This is a genomic window from Chryseobacterium rhizoplanae (assembly GCF_900182655.1).
In the GTDB taxonomy this organism is placed as follows: domain Bacteria; phylum Bacteroidota; class Bacteroidia; order Flavobacteriales; family Weeksellaceae; genus Chryseobacterium; species Chryseobacterium rhizoplanae.
In genome coordinates this window covers 170867-191146 of the sequence record NZ_FXTC01000005.1, presented here as the reverse complement: position 1 = coordinate 191146, position 20280 = coordinate 170867, and the positions used below count along the sequence as shown (strand labels likewise).

General features: G+C 38.0%; 18 protein-coding genes. 13 read left to right on the top strand and 5 right to left on the bottom strand.

The window, feature by feature from the left end; all coding sequences use genetic code 11:
* Window positions 1-387 precede the first annotated feature (387 nt).
* From FN817_RS13360 to FN817_RS13340, 5 genes are all read right to left on the bottom strand, one after another.
* A complete protein-coding gene (locus FN817_RS13360) occupies window positions 388-2598 on the bottom strand; it encodes a glycoside hydrolase family 3 C-terminal domain-containing protein (RefSeq protein ID WP_394345039.1) in 2211 nt (736 codons plus the stop codon).
* A 288-nt stretch (window positions 2599-2886) separates the two neighbouring features.
* On the bottom strand, window positions 2887-3696 hold the full coding sequence (gene metQ, locus FN817_RS13355) for a methionine ABC transporter substrate-binding lipoprotein MetQ (RefSeq protein ID WP_142718377.1): 810 nt from the start codon (window positions 3694-3696) through the stop codon (window positions 2887-2889).
* A gap of 141 nt (window positions 3697-3837) precedes the next feature.
* Window positions 3838-4494, bottom strand: coding sequence for a methionine ABC transporter permease MetI (metI, locus tag FN817_RS13350; protein WP_142718376.1), 657 nt, complete (start codon window positions 4492-4494; stop codon window positions 3838-3840).
* On the bottom strand, window positions 4487-5515 hold the full coding sequence (locus FN817_RS13345) for a methionine ABC transporter ATP-binding protein (protein ID WP_142718375.1): 1029 nt from the start codon (window positions 5513-5515) through the stop codon (window positions 4487-4489). Before FN817_RS13345 ends, metI begins: the two co-directional genes overlap by 8 nt.
* 18 nt (window positions 5516-5533) lie before the next feature.
* Window positions 5534-6532, bottom strand: a complete 999-nt coding sequence (locus FN817_RS13340; protein ID WP_142718374.1) for an EamA family transporter — start codon at window positions 6530-6532, stop codon at window positions 5534-5536.
* Between the two features lie 682 nt (window positions 6533-7214).
* Between FN817_RS13340 and FN817_RS13335 the strand changes: the two genes are divergently transcribed.
* From FN817_RS13335 to FN817_RS13275, 13 genes are all read left to right on the top strand, one after another.
* A complete protein-coding gene (locus FN817_RS13335) occupies window positions 7215-8147 on the top strand; it encodes a ring-cleaving dioxygenase (protein WP_142718373.1) in 933 nt (310 codons plus the stop codon).
* A 58-nt stretch (window positions 8148-8205) separates the two neighbouring features.
* Complete coding sequence (locus FN817_RS13330) at window positions 8206-8502, top strand: GNAT family N-acetyltransferase (protein ID WP_142718372.1); 297 nt, start codon at window positions 8206-8208, stop codon at window positions 8500-8502.
* 76 nt (window positions 8503-8578) lie between these two features.
* Complete coding sequence (locus tag FN817_RS13325; RefSeq protein WP_228451555.1) at window positions 8579-9625, top strand: ring-cleaving dioxygenase; 1047 nt, start codon at window positions 8579-8581, stop codon at window positions 9623-9625.
* A 5-nt stretch (window positions 9626-9630) separates the two neighbouring features.
* Window positions 9631-10251 carry an alpha/beta hydrolase gene (locus tag FN817_RS13320; RefSeq protein ID WP_142718371.1) on the top strand — a complete coding sequence of 207 codons (621 nt, stop codon included), beginning with the start codon at window positions 9631-9633 and terminating at the stop codon, window positions 10249-10251.
* A 303-nt stretch (window positions 10252-10554) separates the two neighbouring features.
* Window positions 10555-12165, top strand: a complete 1611-nt coding sequence (locus tag FN817_RS13315; protein WP_142718370.1) for a Na+/H+ antiporter — start codon at window positions 10555-10557, stop codon at window positions 12163-12165.
* Between the two features lie 121 nt (window positions 12166-12286).
* Window positions 12287-12598: a hypothetical protein gene (locus FN817_RS13310; RefSeq protein WP_142718369.1), complete on the top strand. Its 312-nt coding sequence runs from the start codon at window positions 12287-12289 to the stop codon at window positions 12596-12598.
* Between the two features lie 10 nt (window positions 12599-12608).
* The gene (locus FN817_RS13305) at window positions 12609-13193 is read left to right on the top strand and encodes a Crp/Fnr family transcriptional regulator (RefSeq protein ID WP_142718368.1); all 585 of its coding nucleotides are present in this window, start codon (window positions 12609-12611) and stop codon (window positions 13191-13193) included.
* 268 nt (window positions 13194-13461) lie between these two features.
* Window positions 13462-14337, top strand: a complete 876-nt coding sequence (locus FN817_RS13300) for a pirin family protein (protein WP_142718367.1) — start codon at window positions 13462-13464, stop codon at window positions 14335-14337.
* 41 nt (window positions 14338-14378) lie between these two features.
* Window positions 14379-15068 carry a hydrolase gene (locus FN817_RS13295; protein WP_047388066.1) on the top strand — a complete coding sequence of 230 codons (690 nt, stop codon included), beginning with the start codon at window positions 14379-14381 and terminating at the stop codon, window positions 15066-15068.
* A 58-nt stretch (window positions 15069-15126) separates the two neighbouring features.
* Window positions 15127-16899 (top strand): amidohydrolase, encoded by a 1773-nt coding sequence (locus tag FN817_RS13290; protein ID WP_142718366.1) that lies wholly within the window; start codon window positions 15127-15129, stop codon window positions 16897-16899.
* Between the two features lie 211 nt (window positions 16900-17110).
* Entirely contained in the window at window positions 17111-17536 is a 426-nt protein-coding gene (locus tag FN817_RS13285) for a DoxX family protein (RefSeq protein WP_142718365.1), read from the top strand.
* 2 nt (window positions 17537-17538) lie between these two features.
* Window positions 17539-18906 carry an alginate export family protein gene (locus tag FN817_RS13280; protein WP_142718364.1) on the top strand — a complete coding sequence of 456 codons (1368 nt, stop codon included), beginning with the start codon at window positions 17539-17541 and terminating at the stop codon, window positions 18904-18906.
* 266 nt (window positions 18907-19172) lie between these two features.
* Window positions 19173-19901, top strand: coding sequence for a M17 family peptidase N-terminal domain-containing protein (locus FN817_RS13275; protein WP_142718363.1), 729 nt, complete (start codon window positions 19173-19175; stop codon window positions 19899-19901).
* Window positions 19902-20280: the final 379 nt, after the last annotated feature.

Below are 20280 nucleotides of genomic sequence, written 5' to 3'. Positions count from 1 at the left end.
GACATTTATCAGATGCAACGCTTCATTCAAATTTATTTGAATCTTAACTTTTCTTCATCACTTAAAACTCCTTAATGGTTTTAAAAATAAGATTGAATATTTGAGCAGATTTAGGATTTTTATTTTGACGCAAAGTTTTACATTAAGATACTTTTGAATTTAAAGGGAGCAAAGATGGAATCAATTGCATTGATTCTTTCTAAGCATTCGCATCATCCCTTAGCTCCATCCGCGACATTGTCGCCTCACTTTGTTTCCTTAGATAATAAGATTGAATCCAATAAACTTTGCATTTAAATAAATTTAAAAAACAGATCCCAATTTGGAATCTGTTTGCATTCTATCAAATAATTATTAAATAGAGTTTATACTCTTAACTCTCAGTTTTTATTTAAGGGTAAATTTCACTTTCGTTTTAATAGCATCAGAAGAATTTCCAATCAGTGCTTCAAAATCTCCGGGTTCAGCTACCCAGTCATGTTTTTGGGTATCAAAGAAACTTAAAGCAGTTTTATCAATAGTGAAAGTAACTTCTTTCTGTTCTCCGGGGTTCAAATATACTTTTTCAAAACCTTTCAGTTCTTTTGCAGGCCTTGGAACAGATGATTTTAAATCACTGATGTAAAGCTGGGCAACTTCTGCACCTGCCTTTTTACCAGTATTTTTCACTGTTACTGTAAACGTAATTTTTCCATCCTGTGAAATGGTGGTCTGATCTGCTTTTGCCTTTCCGAATTCAAAAGTCGTATAGCTCAATCCATGTCCGAAACTGAACAGTGGTTTTATATTTTTAGTATCATGCCAGCGGTAGCCTACAAAAACACCTTCGTTGTAAGTGATGTTGATAGGGTTTTTCTGATCTTTGCCTTTTCCTGCAGCCAATTCATCTTTCTGTCCCGGATATTCTCCAAGTTGGTGTGCTGCATTGTCTTCAAGTTTTACAGGGAATGTAAACGGAAGCTTTCCTGACGGATTCGCATCACCTGCCAGAATAGAGGCAATTGAATTTCCCGCTTCAGAACCCAGATACCACGACTGTAAAACGGTCGGAACTTCCTTAATCCACGGCATTGCCACAGCATTTCCGGAAACTAAAACAACAGCAAGGTTTTTATTCGCTTTTGCCAGAGCACTGATCACATGATCCTGGTTATAAGGAAGCCCATAGCTTTTTCTATCATTTCCTTCACTGTCCTGGAAGTCTGCTTTATTCAACCCTCCTACAAAAATTACATAATCTGATTTTTTTGCCAATTCTACAGCTTCATTCAGTAATTCAGCTTCAGAGCGGGTATCTTTTAAATCCTGTCCGGATTTTACGCCATTATATTCACCTCCGATATCTCCTACATAACCTCTCGCATACTGTACATCAGCCTGTTTTCCAAATCTGTTTTTGATTCCGTCCAGAGGAAGGGCTTCATATTTAACTTTCAATGAGGAAGAACCTCCACCAACAGTCATTATTTTAATGGCATTTTCTCCGATAACGGCTATTTTTTTAGCTTTATTAAGGTCAATAGGAAGAATATTTCCCTGATTTTTTAATAAAACGATTCCTTCTTCTCCAATTTCTTTTGCAACCGCTTTATGCTCTTCAGAAGCAATATTCCCGAAAGGTTTATTGCGGTTCATTGTTGTTTTATAGGCAAGACGAAGTAATCTTGTTACTTTATCATCAAGTTCTGTAGTACCTACTTTTCCGGCTTTAATCAGGTCAAGATAAGGCTTTGCCAGATAGTAATTGTCGTAGGCATTTTTAGTTCCGGCGGAAAGTCCGTTGGTCCAGGATCCGAATTCCAGATCAAGACCGTTGTGAATGGCCTGTTCTGTATTGTTTACAGCACCCCAGTCAGAGACTACAACCCCTTTATAGTTCCATTCTTTCTTTAGAATATCATTTAACAGATATTGATTCTGGCTGGCATACTGACCTTTGTACATATCGTAAGCACCCATGATGGTCCATGAATCACCTTCTGTTACCGCAGCTTTGAATGCTGGCAGATAAATTTCATAAAGCGCTCTGTCATCTATATTCACATTGCTTGTATGGCGGAACATTTCCTGATTGTTCAAGGCAAAATGTTTCACGGAAGTTGCCACCCCATTAGATTGTACCCCTTTAATGTAAGGAACTACCATTTTTGAGGTCAGATAAGGATCTTCACCCATATATTCAAAATTTCTTCCGTTCAGTGGAGTTCTGTAAATATTTACTCCAGGTCCCAGAAGGATATCTTTTTTTCTGTAACGGGCTTCTTCACCCAAAGCTTTCCCATAGTTCCATGACATTTTTTTGTTCCATGTGGCGGATAAAGCAGTCAGGGCAGGGTAGGCGATAATAGAGTCGTTGGTCCATCCGGCCTGATCCCATTCATCCCACATTACTTCCGGACGTACCCCGTGAGGACCGTCAGTGGTCCAGAATTCCGGAATTCCCAACCTCGGAACACCTGGTGAACTGAATTTCGACTGTGCATGAAGCATTGCCACTTTCTCTTCCAGTGTCATTCTTGATAATGCATCCTGAATACGCTGTTCCACAGGTTTGGATTCATCTAGATAAACGGGGAGGGTAGTATTAGTCTGAGCCATATAAGAAGCAGAAATAAAGGTGAATAAACTTATAATGACGGTTTTCTTTAACATGATGCCTTTCTATTTGATTAAAAGCAAAAATAGAGAAAATTTCTTTATTATCTCAAATTGAGAAAATAAATTTTAATGAATAAAAAAACTGTCCACATATTTTGCAGACAGCTCATTGTTGAATATTTTTTATTGATACAGGTGGGAAAAATGAAAAAAGCAGATTGCAAAGATGTTATCTCTCAAACCCTCAACTCTCAAACTCGTATCCGAATCTCGACACCCTCTCACTCATTACTCCCATCCTTTCACAGCCCCGCCTTTGAAAATCTCTTTGGCTTTCTTTTCTACTTCCGGCGACTGGTAGGCTTTTACAAAGTTTTTTACTTTCTGACTGTTTTTATTATCCTGTCTGGCCACCACCAGATTCACATATGGAGAGTCTTTATCTTCTACAAGGATGCCCTGTTTTTCAGAGTCTAATCCCGCCTGAGCAGCAAAATTGTTATTGATAATTCCTACCACAACATCTCTGTCATCTAAAACCCTTGGAATCTGTGCTCCCTCAATCTCCATAATTTTCAGCTGTTTCAGATTTTCAGTAATATCTGTCACTTTTGGCAGAAGTCCTACCCCTTCTTTTAATTTCAGAAGACCGCTTTTCTGCAGAAGGAGCAGAGAACGTCCTCCATTGGTTGGGTCATTAGGAATTACAATAGTATTGCCTTCCTGCAGCTGGCTGATATTTTTAATCTTTTTTGAATAGGCTATAATGGGATAGACAAATGTATTTCCTACAGGCACGAGGTTGTATCCTCTCTGTTTAGACTGTTCTGTCAGATAAGGAAGATGCTGAAAAGCATTGGCATCAATATCACCGTTTGTCAGCGCTTCATTGGGAACTACATAATCATTAAAAGGGATAAGCTCCACTTCCAGATTATATTTATCCTTAGCTACTTTTTTGGCAACCTCAGCAATTTCCTGTTCCGGACCATAGGTAATTCCCACACGGATAAAGTTCGGATCATCTTTTCTTCCCGAACAAGCACTGAACAGTAATATTCCTGCAGCTATTACACCAAAAATCTTTATTTTTTTCATTCTATTTTTTTATTTAAATGATAGTAAAGCAGAGAAATAAAAGAGCAAAAGGTACCATCACGATTAAGCTTTGGTCTTCATCTACGCTATACCTCGTAACCCGCATCTCAAACCCTCTGATTCTCAAACTCATCAACTCAACTACCTGTGATCAAATCTTTTTGATAATCGGTCTCCCGCAAATTGTATGATGAACACCAACAGAACAAGCAGAATCAATACTGTATTCATAATGACGATATCATATCCGATATAACCGTACTGGTAGCCAACCTGTCCAAGTCCGCCTGCCCCTACAGCACCACCCATTGCAGAATATCCTACAAGCGTAATCAAAGTGATAGTAGCATTGTTGATTAAAGAAGGAAGCGCTTCAGGAAGCAATACTTTTCTAATGATCTGGAAAGGAGAAGCTCCCAAAGCTCTTGCCGTTTCTATAAGACCATGAGGAACTTCAATAAGGCTGTTCTCCACAAGTCTTGCAATAAACGGAGCAGCACCCACACTTAGCGGAACCAAGGCTGCATTTACTCCAATAGAAGTTCCCGCCAGAATTCTCGTAAAAGGAATCATCCATACGATCAGAATAATAAAAGGAATGGCACGGAAAATATTAACCAGGATAGATAATCCTCTATGATAGACCACATTTTCCAGCAGTTGTCCTTTTCTGGTTAAAAATAACATGATTCCTACCGGAAGTCCCAGCACAAATCCAAAAAATCCGGATAAAAATGTCATATAAACCGTTTCCCAGGTTCCTTTTGCCAAAAGGGCAATTACCGTATCACTAAGCATATCCTTTTACTGTATTTTGAATTTTATTTTGGTTGAAATAATAGATCGCCTGTTGGTTTTCTTCCGCCTCACCCTGAAGCTGCAGTAAAAGTTTACCGAAATTGGAATTTCCGAAATATTCTACGTCCGCCTTTAAAAGCTTATAGGGGATTTTATATTGATTGTATAGCGCTGAAAGAATTTGTTCAACACTGATGTTTTCGTTAAGTTCTATTTCGACCAGCGGAAACAAACCTTCTTTTGGTTCTTTCTGCAGTCTGATGCTGAGTTCCTGTGGCAGGGTCATGATGTCTGAATTTATAAACTGGCGGATAATCGGGTTTTCTTTGTCCGAAACAATCTCGCTTAAAGTTCCTTTTGTTAATAATTTTCCTTTGTCGATCACGGCAACGTGGTTGCAGACCGCTTTGATCACTTCCATTTCGTGGGTAATTAAAAGGATGGTAATTCCCAGTCTCTGATTGATATCTCTTAAAAGCTGCAGGATAGATTGCGTCGTAGCCGGATCCAGTGCGCTGGTTGCTTCATCACAAAGCAGAAGATGAGGATCATTGGCCAAAGCCCTTGCAATAGCGACCCTCTGTTTCTGTCCACCCGAAAGACTTCTGGGATAATCATTGGCTTTATCTTCAAGTCCTACAACCTTCAGTAATTCGTTGACTTTTCTGTTGATTTCATCCTTACTGCTGTGATCCAGTTCCAAAGGAAGAGCTACATTATCAAAAACAGTTCTTGAAGAAAGAAGATTGAAATGCTGGAAGATCATTCCGATTTTTTTACGTTCCTCAGCCAGTTGCTTGGAATTAAGCTGAGTAAAATCTTTTCCATTAATAATAATCTGCCCTTCATCCGGTCTTTCCAGTAAATTTACTGTACGGATCAGAGTACTTTTTCCTGCACCCGAAAAACCGATAATTCCTACAATATCTCCTTTCTCTATATTTAAACTCACCTTGTCCAGTGCCTTAAAGGACTGTTTTTTCTGGTGAAATGTTTTCGATATGTTTCTGATCTCTATCATTCTGATTTTGTATACTGTTTAAATAGGCTGATATGGTCTGCCTGCTCTGTTAAAAAATCTTCTTACTTTTCTGATTTTTACTTTTGACCGTTTTGAAAGTCTGAAATACTTGGTGACATTCGTTAGAAGTACTCCCAGCAATATGATGAATAAACCATACAGCTGACCTCCATTGATGCTTTGGTTGGCAACAATCCAGCCTGCAATCACTGTTACAATAGGATTGATGTAGGTGTGGGTACTTACCAAAGCAGCGGGTTTTACGGACAGAAGCCAAATGTACGACAAATAAGCGACTATCGATCCAAAGAAGATCAAAAATAGGACTCCAAACCATGCCGATAACGGAACAGCAGAAACTGAAAAGCCACTCCATTCTTTTCTTAAAAAAGCAATTAAGAAAGAGGCCAATCCCGCTACTATAAGCTGTTGAGCAATATTCATAAAGGTAGATTGAGAAGCCGGATTTTTCTTTGAATATAAAGATCCCAGTACCCATGCGATGGAACTTAATCCCAATACTACAAACGCTGTAATACGAAGGTTTCCGTCAGCAATGGCATGAGCCGCATTTGAATTCACACTGCCTTTTAAAAACATAATTAATCCTGCAAATCCAATGACCAATCCTATCGGAATAAATTTATCTGAGAAATAATATTTCCAGTTTTTTTTGTCGATCGCAATAAACCAGAACGGACCGGTTGCAATAGAAATTGCCGCTTCTGAAGCCGTTACATATTGTTCTCCCCAGGCTACAAGACCTGTTCCTCCGGTAAGAATGAGAATACCGGTAATGGCATTTTTCTTCCAGTTGATCAGGGAATTTGCTTTTTCTCCTTTAGAAAGAAGATACCCTATCATCAGAATTCCGGCAACCAGAAATCTTAACCCTGAAAGAATGAATGGCGGAAAACCTTTTAAGCCAAATGAAATAGCTAAAAACGTAATTCCCCATATCACATAGATGTTTGTAAAAGCCAATGGAATTAACCATTTGTTTTTAGAATTGCTCATTTTTATTTTTTTAATGTTGTTGTGTTCAATAAAAAAAGGCTCTACCACGTGGTAAAGCCTTGAAAATATGTATAAATAAAAGTAAGGTCAACCACAGTATTCTTGATGCACAGGCATACAGATATCCTTCATCATATTTTTGATGGTATATTTCTTAATTGAATTATTTTTGAATTCTGCCTTCATTTTGTTTTATTTCCTGAATACGTTTGCAAATATATAATATAATTTTTACTAGTCCACTAAAAAAGTAGACATTTTAAATATTAATTTATTGCTAATAATGTAATATATTGTTTATCAGTATTTTATTTGTTGGTTGTTCGCTCTTTTTTTAGATTGAAAAAGCAATTTTAGTTCCTTTTATTTCGGGAAACATAGAAAATATTGCTTATTTTTAATTATCAAAAATGTAAAATAAATTGAAATTTATGAGAATTAAATAATTTTTATATTGTTGAAAAGAAAATGGATAGAAATTTATTCTGATGCATTTTTATTTTGTAGATTATTTATAAACGTCAATTTATTTATTGCTTGAATTTCCATTACATCTGGGAATTTTAAATCAAATTATTATGATCAGATCACCAGGACAAGATCATTGAATCTTTTTATTTATTAAACTAGTTAAATGTGCAGCATTTCTGTTCACTGTAATTTAGCATAAAAATTAAAGACAATGGACAATAGAATATTAGGTCTGCATCATATTACTGCAATCGCAGACAACGCCAAAAGAAATTTAGATTTTTATACTCAGGTTTTAGGAGTAAGACTGGTGAAAAAAACAGTGAATTTTGACGATCCGGGAACGTATCACTTCTATTTTGGGAATGAAAACGGAACACCGGGAACCATCCTTACTTTCTTTCCGTGGGAAGGAATTGGAAAAGGAAACAACGGAAGCGGAATGGCCACCCATATCGGATATTCAGTACCCAAAGGAAGCCTTGAATTCTGGAAAAACCGTTTACAAAACTTTAATGTAAACGTGAATGAAGGAGAAGTTTTTGGAGAAAAAATGATCTCTTTCAATGATCCGGACGGTCTTCAGTTACAGTTGATAGAACCTGCAGGTGAAGATAACAGAAAGGTATGGACAACCGATGATATCAAAGATGAATATGCCTTGAAAGGGTTCCATAATGTAACTTTAACCTTAAAAAAAGCAGATCCTACAATCAAAGTTCTGACTGATGTTTTAGGGTATGATTTGCAGAAACAGGAAGGAGAAAAATACAGATTTGCCACTGATGCCATCGATACGGCTAATCTTATCGATATTATTGAAAATGATACTATTCCTGCGGGAAGAAATGCTGCCGGAACCAATCATCATATTGCATTCAGAGTGAAAGATGACAACGTTCTGATGGAATATCGTGAGAAAGTATTGTCTGCAGGGCTAAGCATTACTCCGAAGATCAACAGAGATTATTTCTATTCATTGTATTTCCGCGAGCCAGGAGGTGTTTTATTTGAAATTGCAACCGATAATCCGGGATTCACAGTAGATGAACCTTTGAATGAGCTGGGAACCAACCTAAAGCTTCCTGCACAGTATGAAGGAATGCGTGAAAAAATAGAAGGAGTACTTCCGAACTTATCATAGATCATCGGCCAGCACGGATAAAGATGCTAATTTTGAATTAAGAATTAAAAACAAAAAAATGGAAAGAACAGAAATAGTTTTAGAAGGAAGAAAAGGGGAGATCCAGCTTTTCTCAGACGATAAAAAAGCAGGTAAAATGGATATTTCAGTCATTGGAAAAAAACTGACGGTTTATCATACTGAAGTACATCCGGAATATGAAGGAAAAGGCTTTGCTAAAATCTTACTGGAAAGACTGGTTTCCTATGCAAGAGAAAATGATTTAAAGATTCTGCCGCTGTGTCCGTATGTTCACGCACAGTTCAAACGTCATCCGGAAGAATACAATGATGTTTGGTTGAAGGAAGAACTCTAGTGAGTTTGAGAGTCGGGTTTCGGGATACGGGTTTTCGAGTCGGAGAGTTTTCGAGTCTCGAGCTAAAAAACAGAAGATGAATAAAACTATGCTCGAAATTATCAACTCGAATCCCGAATCCCGAAATTTCAGCTCCGATCATAATAACCCATTAACAATTATCAACACAATGAAACTTATCACAGGACTGCATCACGTTACGGCAATTACGGGAAATGCACAGGAAAATATAGACTTTTATACCGGAGTTTTGGGACTTCGATTGGTCAAAAAAACGGTTAATTTTGATTACTCAGATGTTTATCATTTTTATTTCGGGGACGAATATGGAACACCGGGAACGATCATGACTACTTTTCCGTATGGTAAGGATCTGATCAATGGCAGACATGGTAAAGGAATGCTCAATACAACGGCATTTTCAGTTTCTATAGATGCTCTGGATTATTGGATGGACCGTCTGGAACAGTTTAATATTCCTTTTAAACAGCCGCAGCAAAGATTCTCGGATGAAGTTTTTATTTATCTTGAAGATTTTGACGGGTTGGGTCTGGAGCTGGTTTTTAATGATAAGGACGAAAGAAAAGGATATTACAATGGTTATATTCCTAAAGATTATGCCATTAAAGGAATCCATCACGTAGAAATCTGGCAGGATGACTATCAAAGAACGGCCGCTCTTCTGACCACTCAGATGGATCATAAAGTAATTAAGGAAACTCCTGACAGACTGAGATTGGGAACAGACAATATGCCGGGGAAATATGTAGATCTGCTTTCTACACCCAGCGCATTGAAAGGATTGGCAGGAAGAGGTACTGTTCACCATGTAGCATTTGCTACTCCGGATGCAGTATCTCAGCTTGAAATGGTAAAACGGCTAAATGCCTATGGACTGGAACATACTGAAGTAAAAGACAGAAAATATTTTACCTCCGTATATTTTAAAGAGCCGGGTGGAGTTTTGTTTGAAATTGCTACTTCAGGCCCAGGGTTCGATGTAGATGAAGAAGCTGCATTTTTAGGAGAAGATTTACAGTTGCCGCCGCAGTTTGAAAAAAGAAGAGAACGTCTGACAGAAGTTCTTCCCGTAATTAATTATCCAACAGAAAAATTCAGATAGAAATAATGAGTCATATTTTAAATATAAAAACAGCAGGAATTCCATTGAATCAGGCAGAAAAAGCTTTGATCATGATTCATGGACGTGGAGGAAGCGCTCAGGATATTCTGAGTTTATCTCAACACTTAAATGTAAAAGACTATGCTTTATTAGCCCCGCAAGCTTTGAATCACACCTGGTATCCTTTTTCATTTATAGCACCGGTAGAACAAAACGAACCATGGTTGTCATCAGCCATTGAAATGGTTGAAGAAACGGTAAAAGCAGCTGTAAAAGCAGGAATTAAACCAGAAAATATATACTTTTTCGGATTTTCTCAGGGTGCCTGTCTGACTCTTGAATTTCTGGCCCGTAATGCTCAGAAATTCGGTGGAGCAGCAGCCATTATTGGTGGCGTGATAGGAGATAAGATCAATCGTGAAAACTATAAAGGAGATTTTGCGGGAACCCCTGTTTTTCTGGGAACCAGCAACCCTGATTTTCATGTTCCTGTAGAAAGAGTATACGCTACAGCCAATATTTTAAGAGAAATGAACGCTGAGGTAACAGAAAAAGTATATGCTAACTTTGGTCACTCTATTAATGAGGAAGAAATTGAAATAGCTAATTCCGTGATATTTAAATAATTTAACCACAAAAGTCACAAAAGATTTGATAAGTAAATATCGAGCTCCTGAAAAGAATATTTAAGTTTTATAAAAATCTTTGATTTTTCTCTCATGTGATCTTTATATTGTATGCTATTAAACTTTATAAACATTTTAAAATAAAAACTTTGTGACTTTTGTGGTTAATCTTTATAATTGGGATTTTAAAACAATGACAATTCAATAGCGATGGGCTTTAGCCCACCTTTAAAAAATAAATATACCACTGGCTTTAGCCAAAACCTGGATAACCAGAATCTGAAATCAAACTTCTGAAAAACTATGCACGAACAACTACTTTTAATACTGGGACTTTTATTACTCGTCATGATGCTGGTCATGCTGGCACAACGGATTAAAATTGCTTATCCTATCTTTCTGGTGCTTGCCGGATTAGGAATTAGTTTTATTCCGGGAGTTCCTGTATTAAAGCTGGATCCCGAAATTATATTTTTAATTTTTTTACCTCCACTTCTGTATGAAGCAGCCTGGTATACCTCATGGAATGATTTCTGGAAATGGAAACGTCCCATCAGTCTGCTGGCTTTTGGTCTGGTATTTCTCACTTCTTTGGTGGTTGCCTATACTTCACAGATGTTGATTCCCGGATTTACCCTGGCATTGGGTTTTTTATTGGGCGGAATTGTTTCACCACCGGATGCTGTTGCTGCCACCACGGTTTTAAAAGGATTAAAAGTTCCCAAACGTACTCTTGCGATACTGGAAGGAGAAAGCCTGATTAATGATGCTTCTTCACTGATTGTTTTCAGATTTGCTTTGGCTGCGGTAATGACAGGAGCTTTCTCAATGCATGAAGCAACAGGACAGTTTTTCCTGGTAGCAGGGATGGGAATTGTAATAGGAATTGCGGGGGCTCATATTTTTTATGCGATTCACCGTTTTTTACCTACTACACCTGCCATTGATGCTGCCATTACCGTAATTACACCTTATATTCTGTTTCTTTCTGCAGAACATTTTCATTTTTCGGGAGTAATGGCTGTGGTGAGCGGAGGTTTATTTATGTCTTTCCGTGCTCATGAAATTTTTAAAACAGGTACCACAAGAATCAATATGACAGGAGTCTGGAATACCCTGATCTTTGTAATGAACGCTTTGGTTTTTGTATTAATAGGGCTGGAACTTCCGGATATCATCAATGGATTGGGAAAAATTTCATTAATGGAAGGAATCAAATATGGTTTAATTATAAGTTTAATCGTTATTGCAGTACGTCTGTTATGGATTTATCCTGTGGCTCATATTCCAAGATGGCTGAGTGAAAAAGCCCGCCGTGATCCAAGCCCGGGATGGAAAAATCCTTTAATTATAGGATGGGCAGGAATGAGAGGAGTTGTTTCTCTGGCTACAGCTCTGTCTATTCCGGTAATGATGAACAGTCAGGCCGAATTTCCCATGAGAAACCTGATTATTTTTATCACATTTGTGGTCATTTTTGTGACATTGGTATTTCAGGGATTGACATTGCCTTTGGTGATCAGGCTGACAAAAATTGAAGAGATTGATCCTATTCTTCCTTCTCACGAACAGCAGGCCGGAATTCAAATGAGGCTGGATAAGCTTGCTGTCCAAAAACTTGATAAAGAATATAATGAATTGGTGAGCAGCAATAGTCTGCTTAAGAATTTTAAAAAAGCTTTGGAAACTGATATCCAACTTCATCAGAATCATTTAAGTTCTTTGGAAATGTGTACCAACAGACGAAATGATATGGAAGAATACCATAACGTAATGCTGAATATATTTGCCCTGCAGAGAAAAGAACTGTTCCGGATGAAACGTGAAAAACGCTTCAGCGAAGACGAAATAAGAAAAGCAGAATCCCAATTGGACCTGAACGAACTGAAGATTACAGGGAACAAACATTTGTAGAGGGAACGAGATGCGGGTTTCGGGTTTCGAGTTATCGAGTTTGAAGGTATGAATTGTATAAGAGATGTACTTTTTACTCAAATGTTTCTTACCTTAATCAACAATATAAATAGTGAACAAAATGAAAATATTACATTTTTTAGTCATTGGAAAGAATCAGGAAATTCTCGATACTTTAAAAAGAATTATAGAAAATAACGAAGGCTGGACTGCCGAAATACAAAGTGATGAAAATTTCTGCTACGAATATATAAAAGAGAACACCGTAGATATTGTTCTTTTAAGCTCCGGGCTTGAGGAAGATTTTGAAAAAGATATTAAAATATTCTGCGAAGGATTAGATAAAGATGTTAAAGTAATCGATCATTATGGAGGAGGAAGTGGACTTTTAAAGAATGAAGTTTACAGTCTTTTTCCTAATTTGCAGGGATAAACCTGACATTATGTTTGAAAATATCATCAAAAACATTACACGATTTATCTCAATCACTCCCGAAGAAGAAAAAATATTTACAGATCTGCTGGTATGTCAGTCATTTCCTAAGAAGACCGTTTTACTGAGGGAAGGAGAGATTTGCCAGTTTGAAGGTTATATTCACAAAGGATGTATAAGAATGTACTGTTTGGATGATGCTGGTACTGAAGTTACGCTGCTGTTTGCCATCGAAGACTGGTGGATCAGTGATATTGCCTCATTCCAGGAGCAGAAACCTTCAAAAGTGTATATTGAAACGCTGGAAGATTCGGAAATCTATATGCTGAATCCTTCAACCAAAGAAAAACTGCTGCAGGAAATTCCGAAACTCGAAAGAGTTTTCAGAATGCTGGTTCAGAGAAACCTGGCGACATTGCAGAGCCGTTTGGTCAATACCATTTCCAAGGCGGCATCAGACAGATACCTCGAATTTATCAAAGTATATCCTTCAATCCCACAAAGAGTAGCACAGTATTACATCGCTTCCTATCTTGGGGTTTCAAAAGAATTTGTAAGTACAATAAGAAAGCGTCTTGCCTCAAAAGAGAAATAATTTTTTTACCTACAGATTACACAGATTCTATCTTGTGATAAATAATTTTATCGGAGATAAAATCTTTGCGCCTTAATAACCATTATAATATACATATTGCGCCTTTGCGTTTTACCAAAAATAAGAATTCAATATAGTAATACTGCCGGATACAAACGTATCCGGCATTTTTTTTTGCTGCAAAGTCATTTATTAAACTAGTTAAATGTGCAGGGTTTACGGTCTCTCTAAATTTGTCCTATCAAACAAGAACAAATAACAATCTGATATGGACAGAAAAGATTTTTTAAAGAAAGGATTATTGGGAACAGGAATGTTTGTAGCATCAGCTTCTCTGGCGAACACTATGAAAAATGAGATCGATGAGATTGAACCACTAGAACCCATCGGATACAATCATCTTCCCAATACAGAATCAAAAATAAAAGAAAACTCTGTCATCCACAGAGCAGACTCAAGAGGAAAAGCAGACCACGGATGGTTATTAAGCCAGCACACTTTCAGCTTTGCCAATTATTACAATCCTGAAAGAATGCACTTCGGAGTACTGAGAGTTCTGAATGACGATAAAGTGGAAGCAGGAAGAGGTTTTGGAACACATCCTCACGACAATATGGAGATCATCAGTATTCCTTTGGAAGGGGACCTTGAACATAAAGACAGCATGGGAAATATAGCAGTAATCAGAAGCGGAGACATCCAGGTGATGAGTGCAGGAACCGGAATCATGCACAGCGAATTCAACAAAAACAGTGATAAGTTTGTAAAATTCCTTCAGATCTGGATCTACCCGAAAAAAAGAAATGTTACACCAAGATATGATCAGATCACTTTAGACAAGGCGAAAGGACACAATAAATTTCAGCAGATTCTTTCCCCAAACGCAGATGACGAAGGAGTATGGATCCATCAGGATGCCTGGTTTCATCTGGGAACTTTTGATCAGAATACAGAAACACCTTATCAGATCAGGAAAAAAGGAAACGGAGCCTATGTTTTCATTCTGAAAGGAAGCGCAGAAATAGGCGGAGAGATTTTGGAAGAACGTGATGGATTCGGAGTCTGGGATATCCAGAATATCAATATCAAAGCATTAAAAGAAGGTACGGAAATCCTTGTAATGGACGTACCAATGACACTATAATAAAAATTAAACAGAAATAACAACCCTTAAATTAAATCATTATGAAAAAATTAATCCTATCCTTTGCAGCTGGCTTATTATCCTTAACAGCGTCAGCTCAAAACCCTGGAAAATCATTATTAAATCCTACCAATCATGCCGTGGTATTGATAGACCATGAAGGACAGATGGCTTTTGCAACAAAAAGCATCAGCATGGAAGAATTAAGAAACAATGTAGCACTTGTAGCCGGAGGATCAAAGATTTTTAATGTTCCTACAGTGGTAACAACAGTGGCAGAAAAATCATTCAGCGGACCTGTTTTCCCTGAAATTTCAGAAGTATATCCTGAAGCAACAAGCGGATATGTAGACAGAACTACGATGAATACTTGGGAAGACCTTAATGCTCACAAAGCCATTACAGGAAAGAATAAAAAGAAACTGGTTTTCGCCGGATTATGGACAAGTGTATGTATCGTAGGACCGGTATTATCAGCCATTGATGAAGGATATGATGTATATGTGGTAACAGATGCTTCAGGTGATATTTCTAAAGAAGCTCATGATCAGTCAATCACACGTATGGTTCAGGCAGGAGCACATCCTATTACTTCTGTTCAGTATGTATTGGAACTTCAGAGAGACTGGGCAAGAAAAGAAACCTACAAACCGGTTAATGATCTGATGAAAAAACACGGTGGGGCTTACGGTATTGGAATTCAGTATGCTCAGGAAATGTTAAAACACTAATGGTCTGTTTCGGCAGGCTGAAAGCCTGCCGAAACCTTCAAACTAAAATATTGAAATAATGAAATTACTGAACACACTTATACTTTCCACAGTCTTAGGGACAGGAATCCTGAATGCTCAGAAAGCAGACATGATCATTACCAACGGGAAGATCACAACAATGGATGATAAAAATCCCGAAGTACAGGCTGTAGCAATAAAAGACCATAAAATCTTACAAACCGGAACGAACGCCCAGATTTTAAAATTAAAAAGCAGCAATACAAAAGTCATTGATGCCGAAGGGAACAGAGTAATCCCTGGATTGTTTGACAGTCACCTGCATGTGATTCGTGGTGGTAGATTTTATAATACGGAACTTCGCTGGGATGGAGTAAAATCCTTAAAAAGAGCCTTGGAAATGCTGAAAGAACAGGCGCAGAGAACCCCGAAAGGACAATGGGTAAGAGTGATTGGAGGCTGGAATGAATATCAGTTTGAAGAAAAAAGACTTCCTACCCTGGCTGAAATAAATGAAGCCACAGGAAATGTACCCACTTTCGTCATGTACCTTTACGGAAAAGCATGGTTAAACAAAGCTGGATTAAAAGAACTCAATATCAACGGAGAAACACCTAATCCTGCACAAGGTTTAATTGAGAAAGACAGCAATGGGGATCCCACAGGTTTATTAGTGGCGGAACCTAATGCATTTATTCTTTATTCAACATTGGCGAAACTACCGGAGTTGAAAGAAGAAGAAAAAATAAATTCTACCCTTCAGTATATGACCGAGCTTAACAGATTAGGCGTAACCGCTGTAATGGATGCAGGAGGAGGATTTCAGAATTTTCCGGATGACTACGGAACAACAGACAAGTTGAACAAAGAAGGAAAAATTACCGTTCGTTTACCTTACTATTTATTTGCTCAGAAGAAAGGTTCCGAACTTGCAGACTACACCAAATGGATAGGAATGGTAGAAATTGACGATCATGGTCACAACGATTTCAACGAAATAGATTATCACGTTAACGGAGGAGGGGAAAACCTGGTGTCTGATGGAGCAGATTTTGAAAATTTCCTTTTTCCAAGACCTGAACTTCCTGCAACCATGGAAAAAAATATGGAAGAGGTGGTGAGTCTTCTGGTTAAAAATAAATGGCCTTTCAGAATTCACGCCACTTACAATGAAAGTATCACAAGATTTTTAAATGTCATTGAAGAGGTCAACAAAGAAACTCCTTTGAACGGATTAGTCTGGTTTATTGACCACGCTGAAACCATTACTGAAGACAATATGAAAAGAATCAAAGCAATGGGCGGCGGAATTGCCATACAGCACAGAATGGCTTATCAGGGAGAAAGTTTCATCCACAGATACGGTAAAAAGCCTGCTTTAGCTTCTCCACCAGTGAAAAAAATGCTGGAAATGGGAATTCCTGTAGGACTGGGAACAGACGGAACCAGAGTAGCAAGCTACAATCCATGGGTTGCTTTATACTGGATTACCACGGGAAAAACAATCGGAGGAAACCAGGTAATGGGCAAAGAAAATACCTTAGACAGAAAAACAGCCTTATCACTTTCTACCTATGGAGGATATGAATTAATAAAAGACTATCAGAAAGGAAAAATACAGAAGGGATATTTTGCAGACCTTACCATTTTGGACAAAGATTATTTCACGGTCAATGATGAAGAAATTAAAAACATCACTTCAAAACTGACCATTGTAGACGGAAAAGTAGTGTACGGAGATGAAACTTACAAAACCGTTGCTCCTGCACCTCTTCCGGTTATCCCGGACTGGTCACCTGTAAAATATTACGGAGGCTATCAAACCAAATAGAATTAATCCCCATCAATATCGAACTGAAGGAGCAAAAATTCCCCTCCTCCGGAGGGGTGGCAAAAATTCAAAAAATTTTTGACGGGGTGGTCTTACACGCAAACCCTGCCACAAAATCAAAGTAAGCACAATCATCTGTGTCAATCTATGTCATCTGCGGTTAAACAAAATCCCCTCAATCAAACTCACTCTTAAAAATCCCATATAAATCATGAAAAAGCTAATCCACATCATCACCAATACCAATCCGTCAGGAAAATTAACAGACATTGCACTTTTAGTTTTCAGAGTCTTACTTTCTACAGAATTAATCGTAGCGCACGGATTAAAAAAATTAGGAATAGGCGTTTCAGAAGCAGAACAGGTTCCGAACCCGCTGCACCTTCCGGAAGCTTTCAACAGTCTTTTTGCAGACGCTGCCAATCTGGTATTCCCGGTATTTGTGATCTTTGGCCTTTTCACAAGAGTTGCAGTATTACCCATCCTGGCGGTGACGCTTACAGGATATTTTATTCTTCATTGGAACGATGCATTACTGGTGAAAGATACACCTTTCATGTACAGTTTATGTTATCTGTTTTTACTGTTTATGGGAGCTGGCAGATATTCAGTTGATAATTTTTTAACCAAGAAATAATCATGAAAAAACTGATTGCCATTGCACTTTTGTTGCAGATTTTCATTCCGGCTCAGATTTCTGCACAGTTCAAACTGATGAGGTTTGATGAAGATTATGCTGCATACAAAGACTCTGCAAAGACTTTTTACAATTCCATAAAATATATTCCGCTTGCAGAAAAAAATAACAATTACCTGTCAGTGGGAGGAGAAGCAAGACTGGAGTTTGTAGATTTTAATAATGAAGATTGGGGGAGAATGGACATTGGAAGTAATCCTTTTCTGATTCAAAGATACAATGTACATGCAGATCTGCATCTGGGCTCACGGGTAAGAATTTTCGGACAAGTGAGAAGTGCCTGGGAAAATGGAAGAAAGAACGGCCCAAGACCAATTGATGAAGATCATTTGAATATCCAGAATCTCTTCATTGATGTAGATATCCTGAAAAATGACAAAGAAAAACTGACAGTGCGTGCAGGAAGACAAGAACTTGATTATGGAAGCGGAAGGCTGATTTCAGTAAGAGAAGGTCCGAATTTAAGACTCTATTTTGACGGATTGAAATTCATGTACAAAAAAGGAAACTTCAGATCCGATGCCTTTATGATGGCTGCCAGTGAAATCAGTCCCGGAGCATTTGATAACAAATCTTCAAAATCCATCAACCTTTGGGGAAGTTACAACACTTTGATTATTCCCAGAAGCGGAAATCTGGAATTATATTATTTAGGAATTCACAGAAAAGATGTACGTTTTGAAGATGGAATCTCTGATGAAAACAGACATACTTTAGGAGGAAGATTTTGGAGATATGGCGGTGGCTTTATTTACAATTTTGAAGCTGCTTATCAGTTCGGTAACTTTAATAAAGGGAATATCAGCGCATGGACGGCTTCTGCAGACATCGGATATATGTTTGAAAATGTAAAAGGAAAACCAACGATTAACCTTAGAAATGATTACATCTCGGGTGACAGCAATAAAGGAGATGGCAAACTGGGAACATTCAATCCTCTGTATCCGAAAGGCGGGTATTTTGGATTCAATCCTCAGATCGGCCCGGTGAATTTAATTGATATTCATCCCTATGCAACCGTGGATTTGAGTGAAAAAATAACCGTACAGGCAGATGTCGTTTTCAACTGGAGATATTCTACCCAGGACGGAATTTACAGACCCAGCGGAACATTAAACCTGCCATCTTCCAACTCAAGAAAGAGATACATTGGAACCGCTTTATTAGGAAGCTTTAATTATAAGATCAATAAGTTTTTAACCTTTAATACAGGAATACAGTATTTCAACACAGGAGCTTTTATCAACGATGTGATCGATAACCACAAAGACGGACTCTTTATCAACTCCAGAATTGTATTTAAATTTTAAAAAAATATATATCCGCAAGAATATCCCGCAGTTCGAACCCCGAAAACTCGCATCCCGAACCCCGCAACAAAAATTACCCCACATCAATGCACCTCTCCATCACAGAAACTACCTTTGAAAAAAAGAAATAGCCGGAGCAAAGCGACTCGCGCCTTAAAAATATAAAGTATTCAAATTCTTTGCGGCCTTGCGTTATCCAACAAACAACATTTACAACCCGCATCTCGCACCCCGAAACTCGTAACAAATAACAAAAAATAAATCTCATGAAAAATACACTAAAACAATCACTAGTAATCGCAGCTTTAGCTTTCTCTACACTAAGCTTTGCGCAAACAACAACTACATCACCTGCAAAGACAACAGCTATCGGAACCTCTAAAACATGGGGAACTGTAGACGGAATCTCCATGGTAGGATTGGTACAGGGACCTTCATCCGCTGATGCCCAGCTTCAGGTAGCCTGTGTGTTTGAATATACAGAAGGAGACATCTTTAATGCTCAGGCTTTACCCGCAAAACTAAATGGATTGGTTCATCTGGATGAAGCTTTAAAAGGAGAACTGACCAATATCAGAAAAGCAGGACAATTCCAGGGACATTCTTTAGAAACCCTTTTAATTACACCACCTGCCGGATCGATGTCTGCAAAGAAATTATTGTTAATCGGTTTAGGTGATCGTAATAAATTCACACCCGATTTAATGACTTCCGTAGGTGAAGTGGCTGCCCGTGAAGCGATGAGATTAGGCGTTACCAATTTTGCCTTCGCCAGTGATCTGAAAGATGCAGGAATAGATTCTCCAACCGCTTTGATAGCTGGAAACGTAGTAAAAGGAATCGTACACGCCAACCGTTCTGAAAATTACCTGAAAGAACACAAACTATCCACCACAAAAAAATTAGAAAAAGTATACCTTCTGGCTGGACCTGCCTTCTTTGAAACCGCAGGTGGAGGAATTTCCGATGCCATTTCAGAAGTCCAAAAGAAATAATGAACCTAGTTTCATTAGTATTGTTGATTCGGCCTCCTTTTTTAAGGGGGCTTTTTGTATGAATATATACTCATCTGGCAAGCAGTTTATTTAAATGTAAAGTTTTAGCTTAAATCTTTTTAATTCTAAGGCAGTATGAATATAGATTCCTCAAAAATTTCATTCTGAACACAGATTAAAGGTTTGCGAACTTAGTTCTTAAATGTAGTGAAGAATCTCATTTAATTATCAATAAGATTCTTCTTTCGTCAGAAATCGAAGATTCGATGTAGTCAATGACAGAAAATAGACCTTTGATATGATTTCTTTTTAAGCAGGGTTGGTTATCCTGCCGCTTCATCAGCGATTTAGTCGCACCTCTTTGCTCCCTCCAATAAAT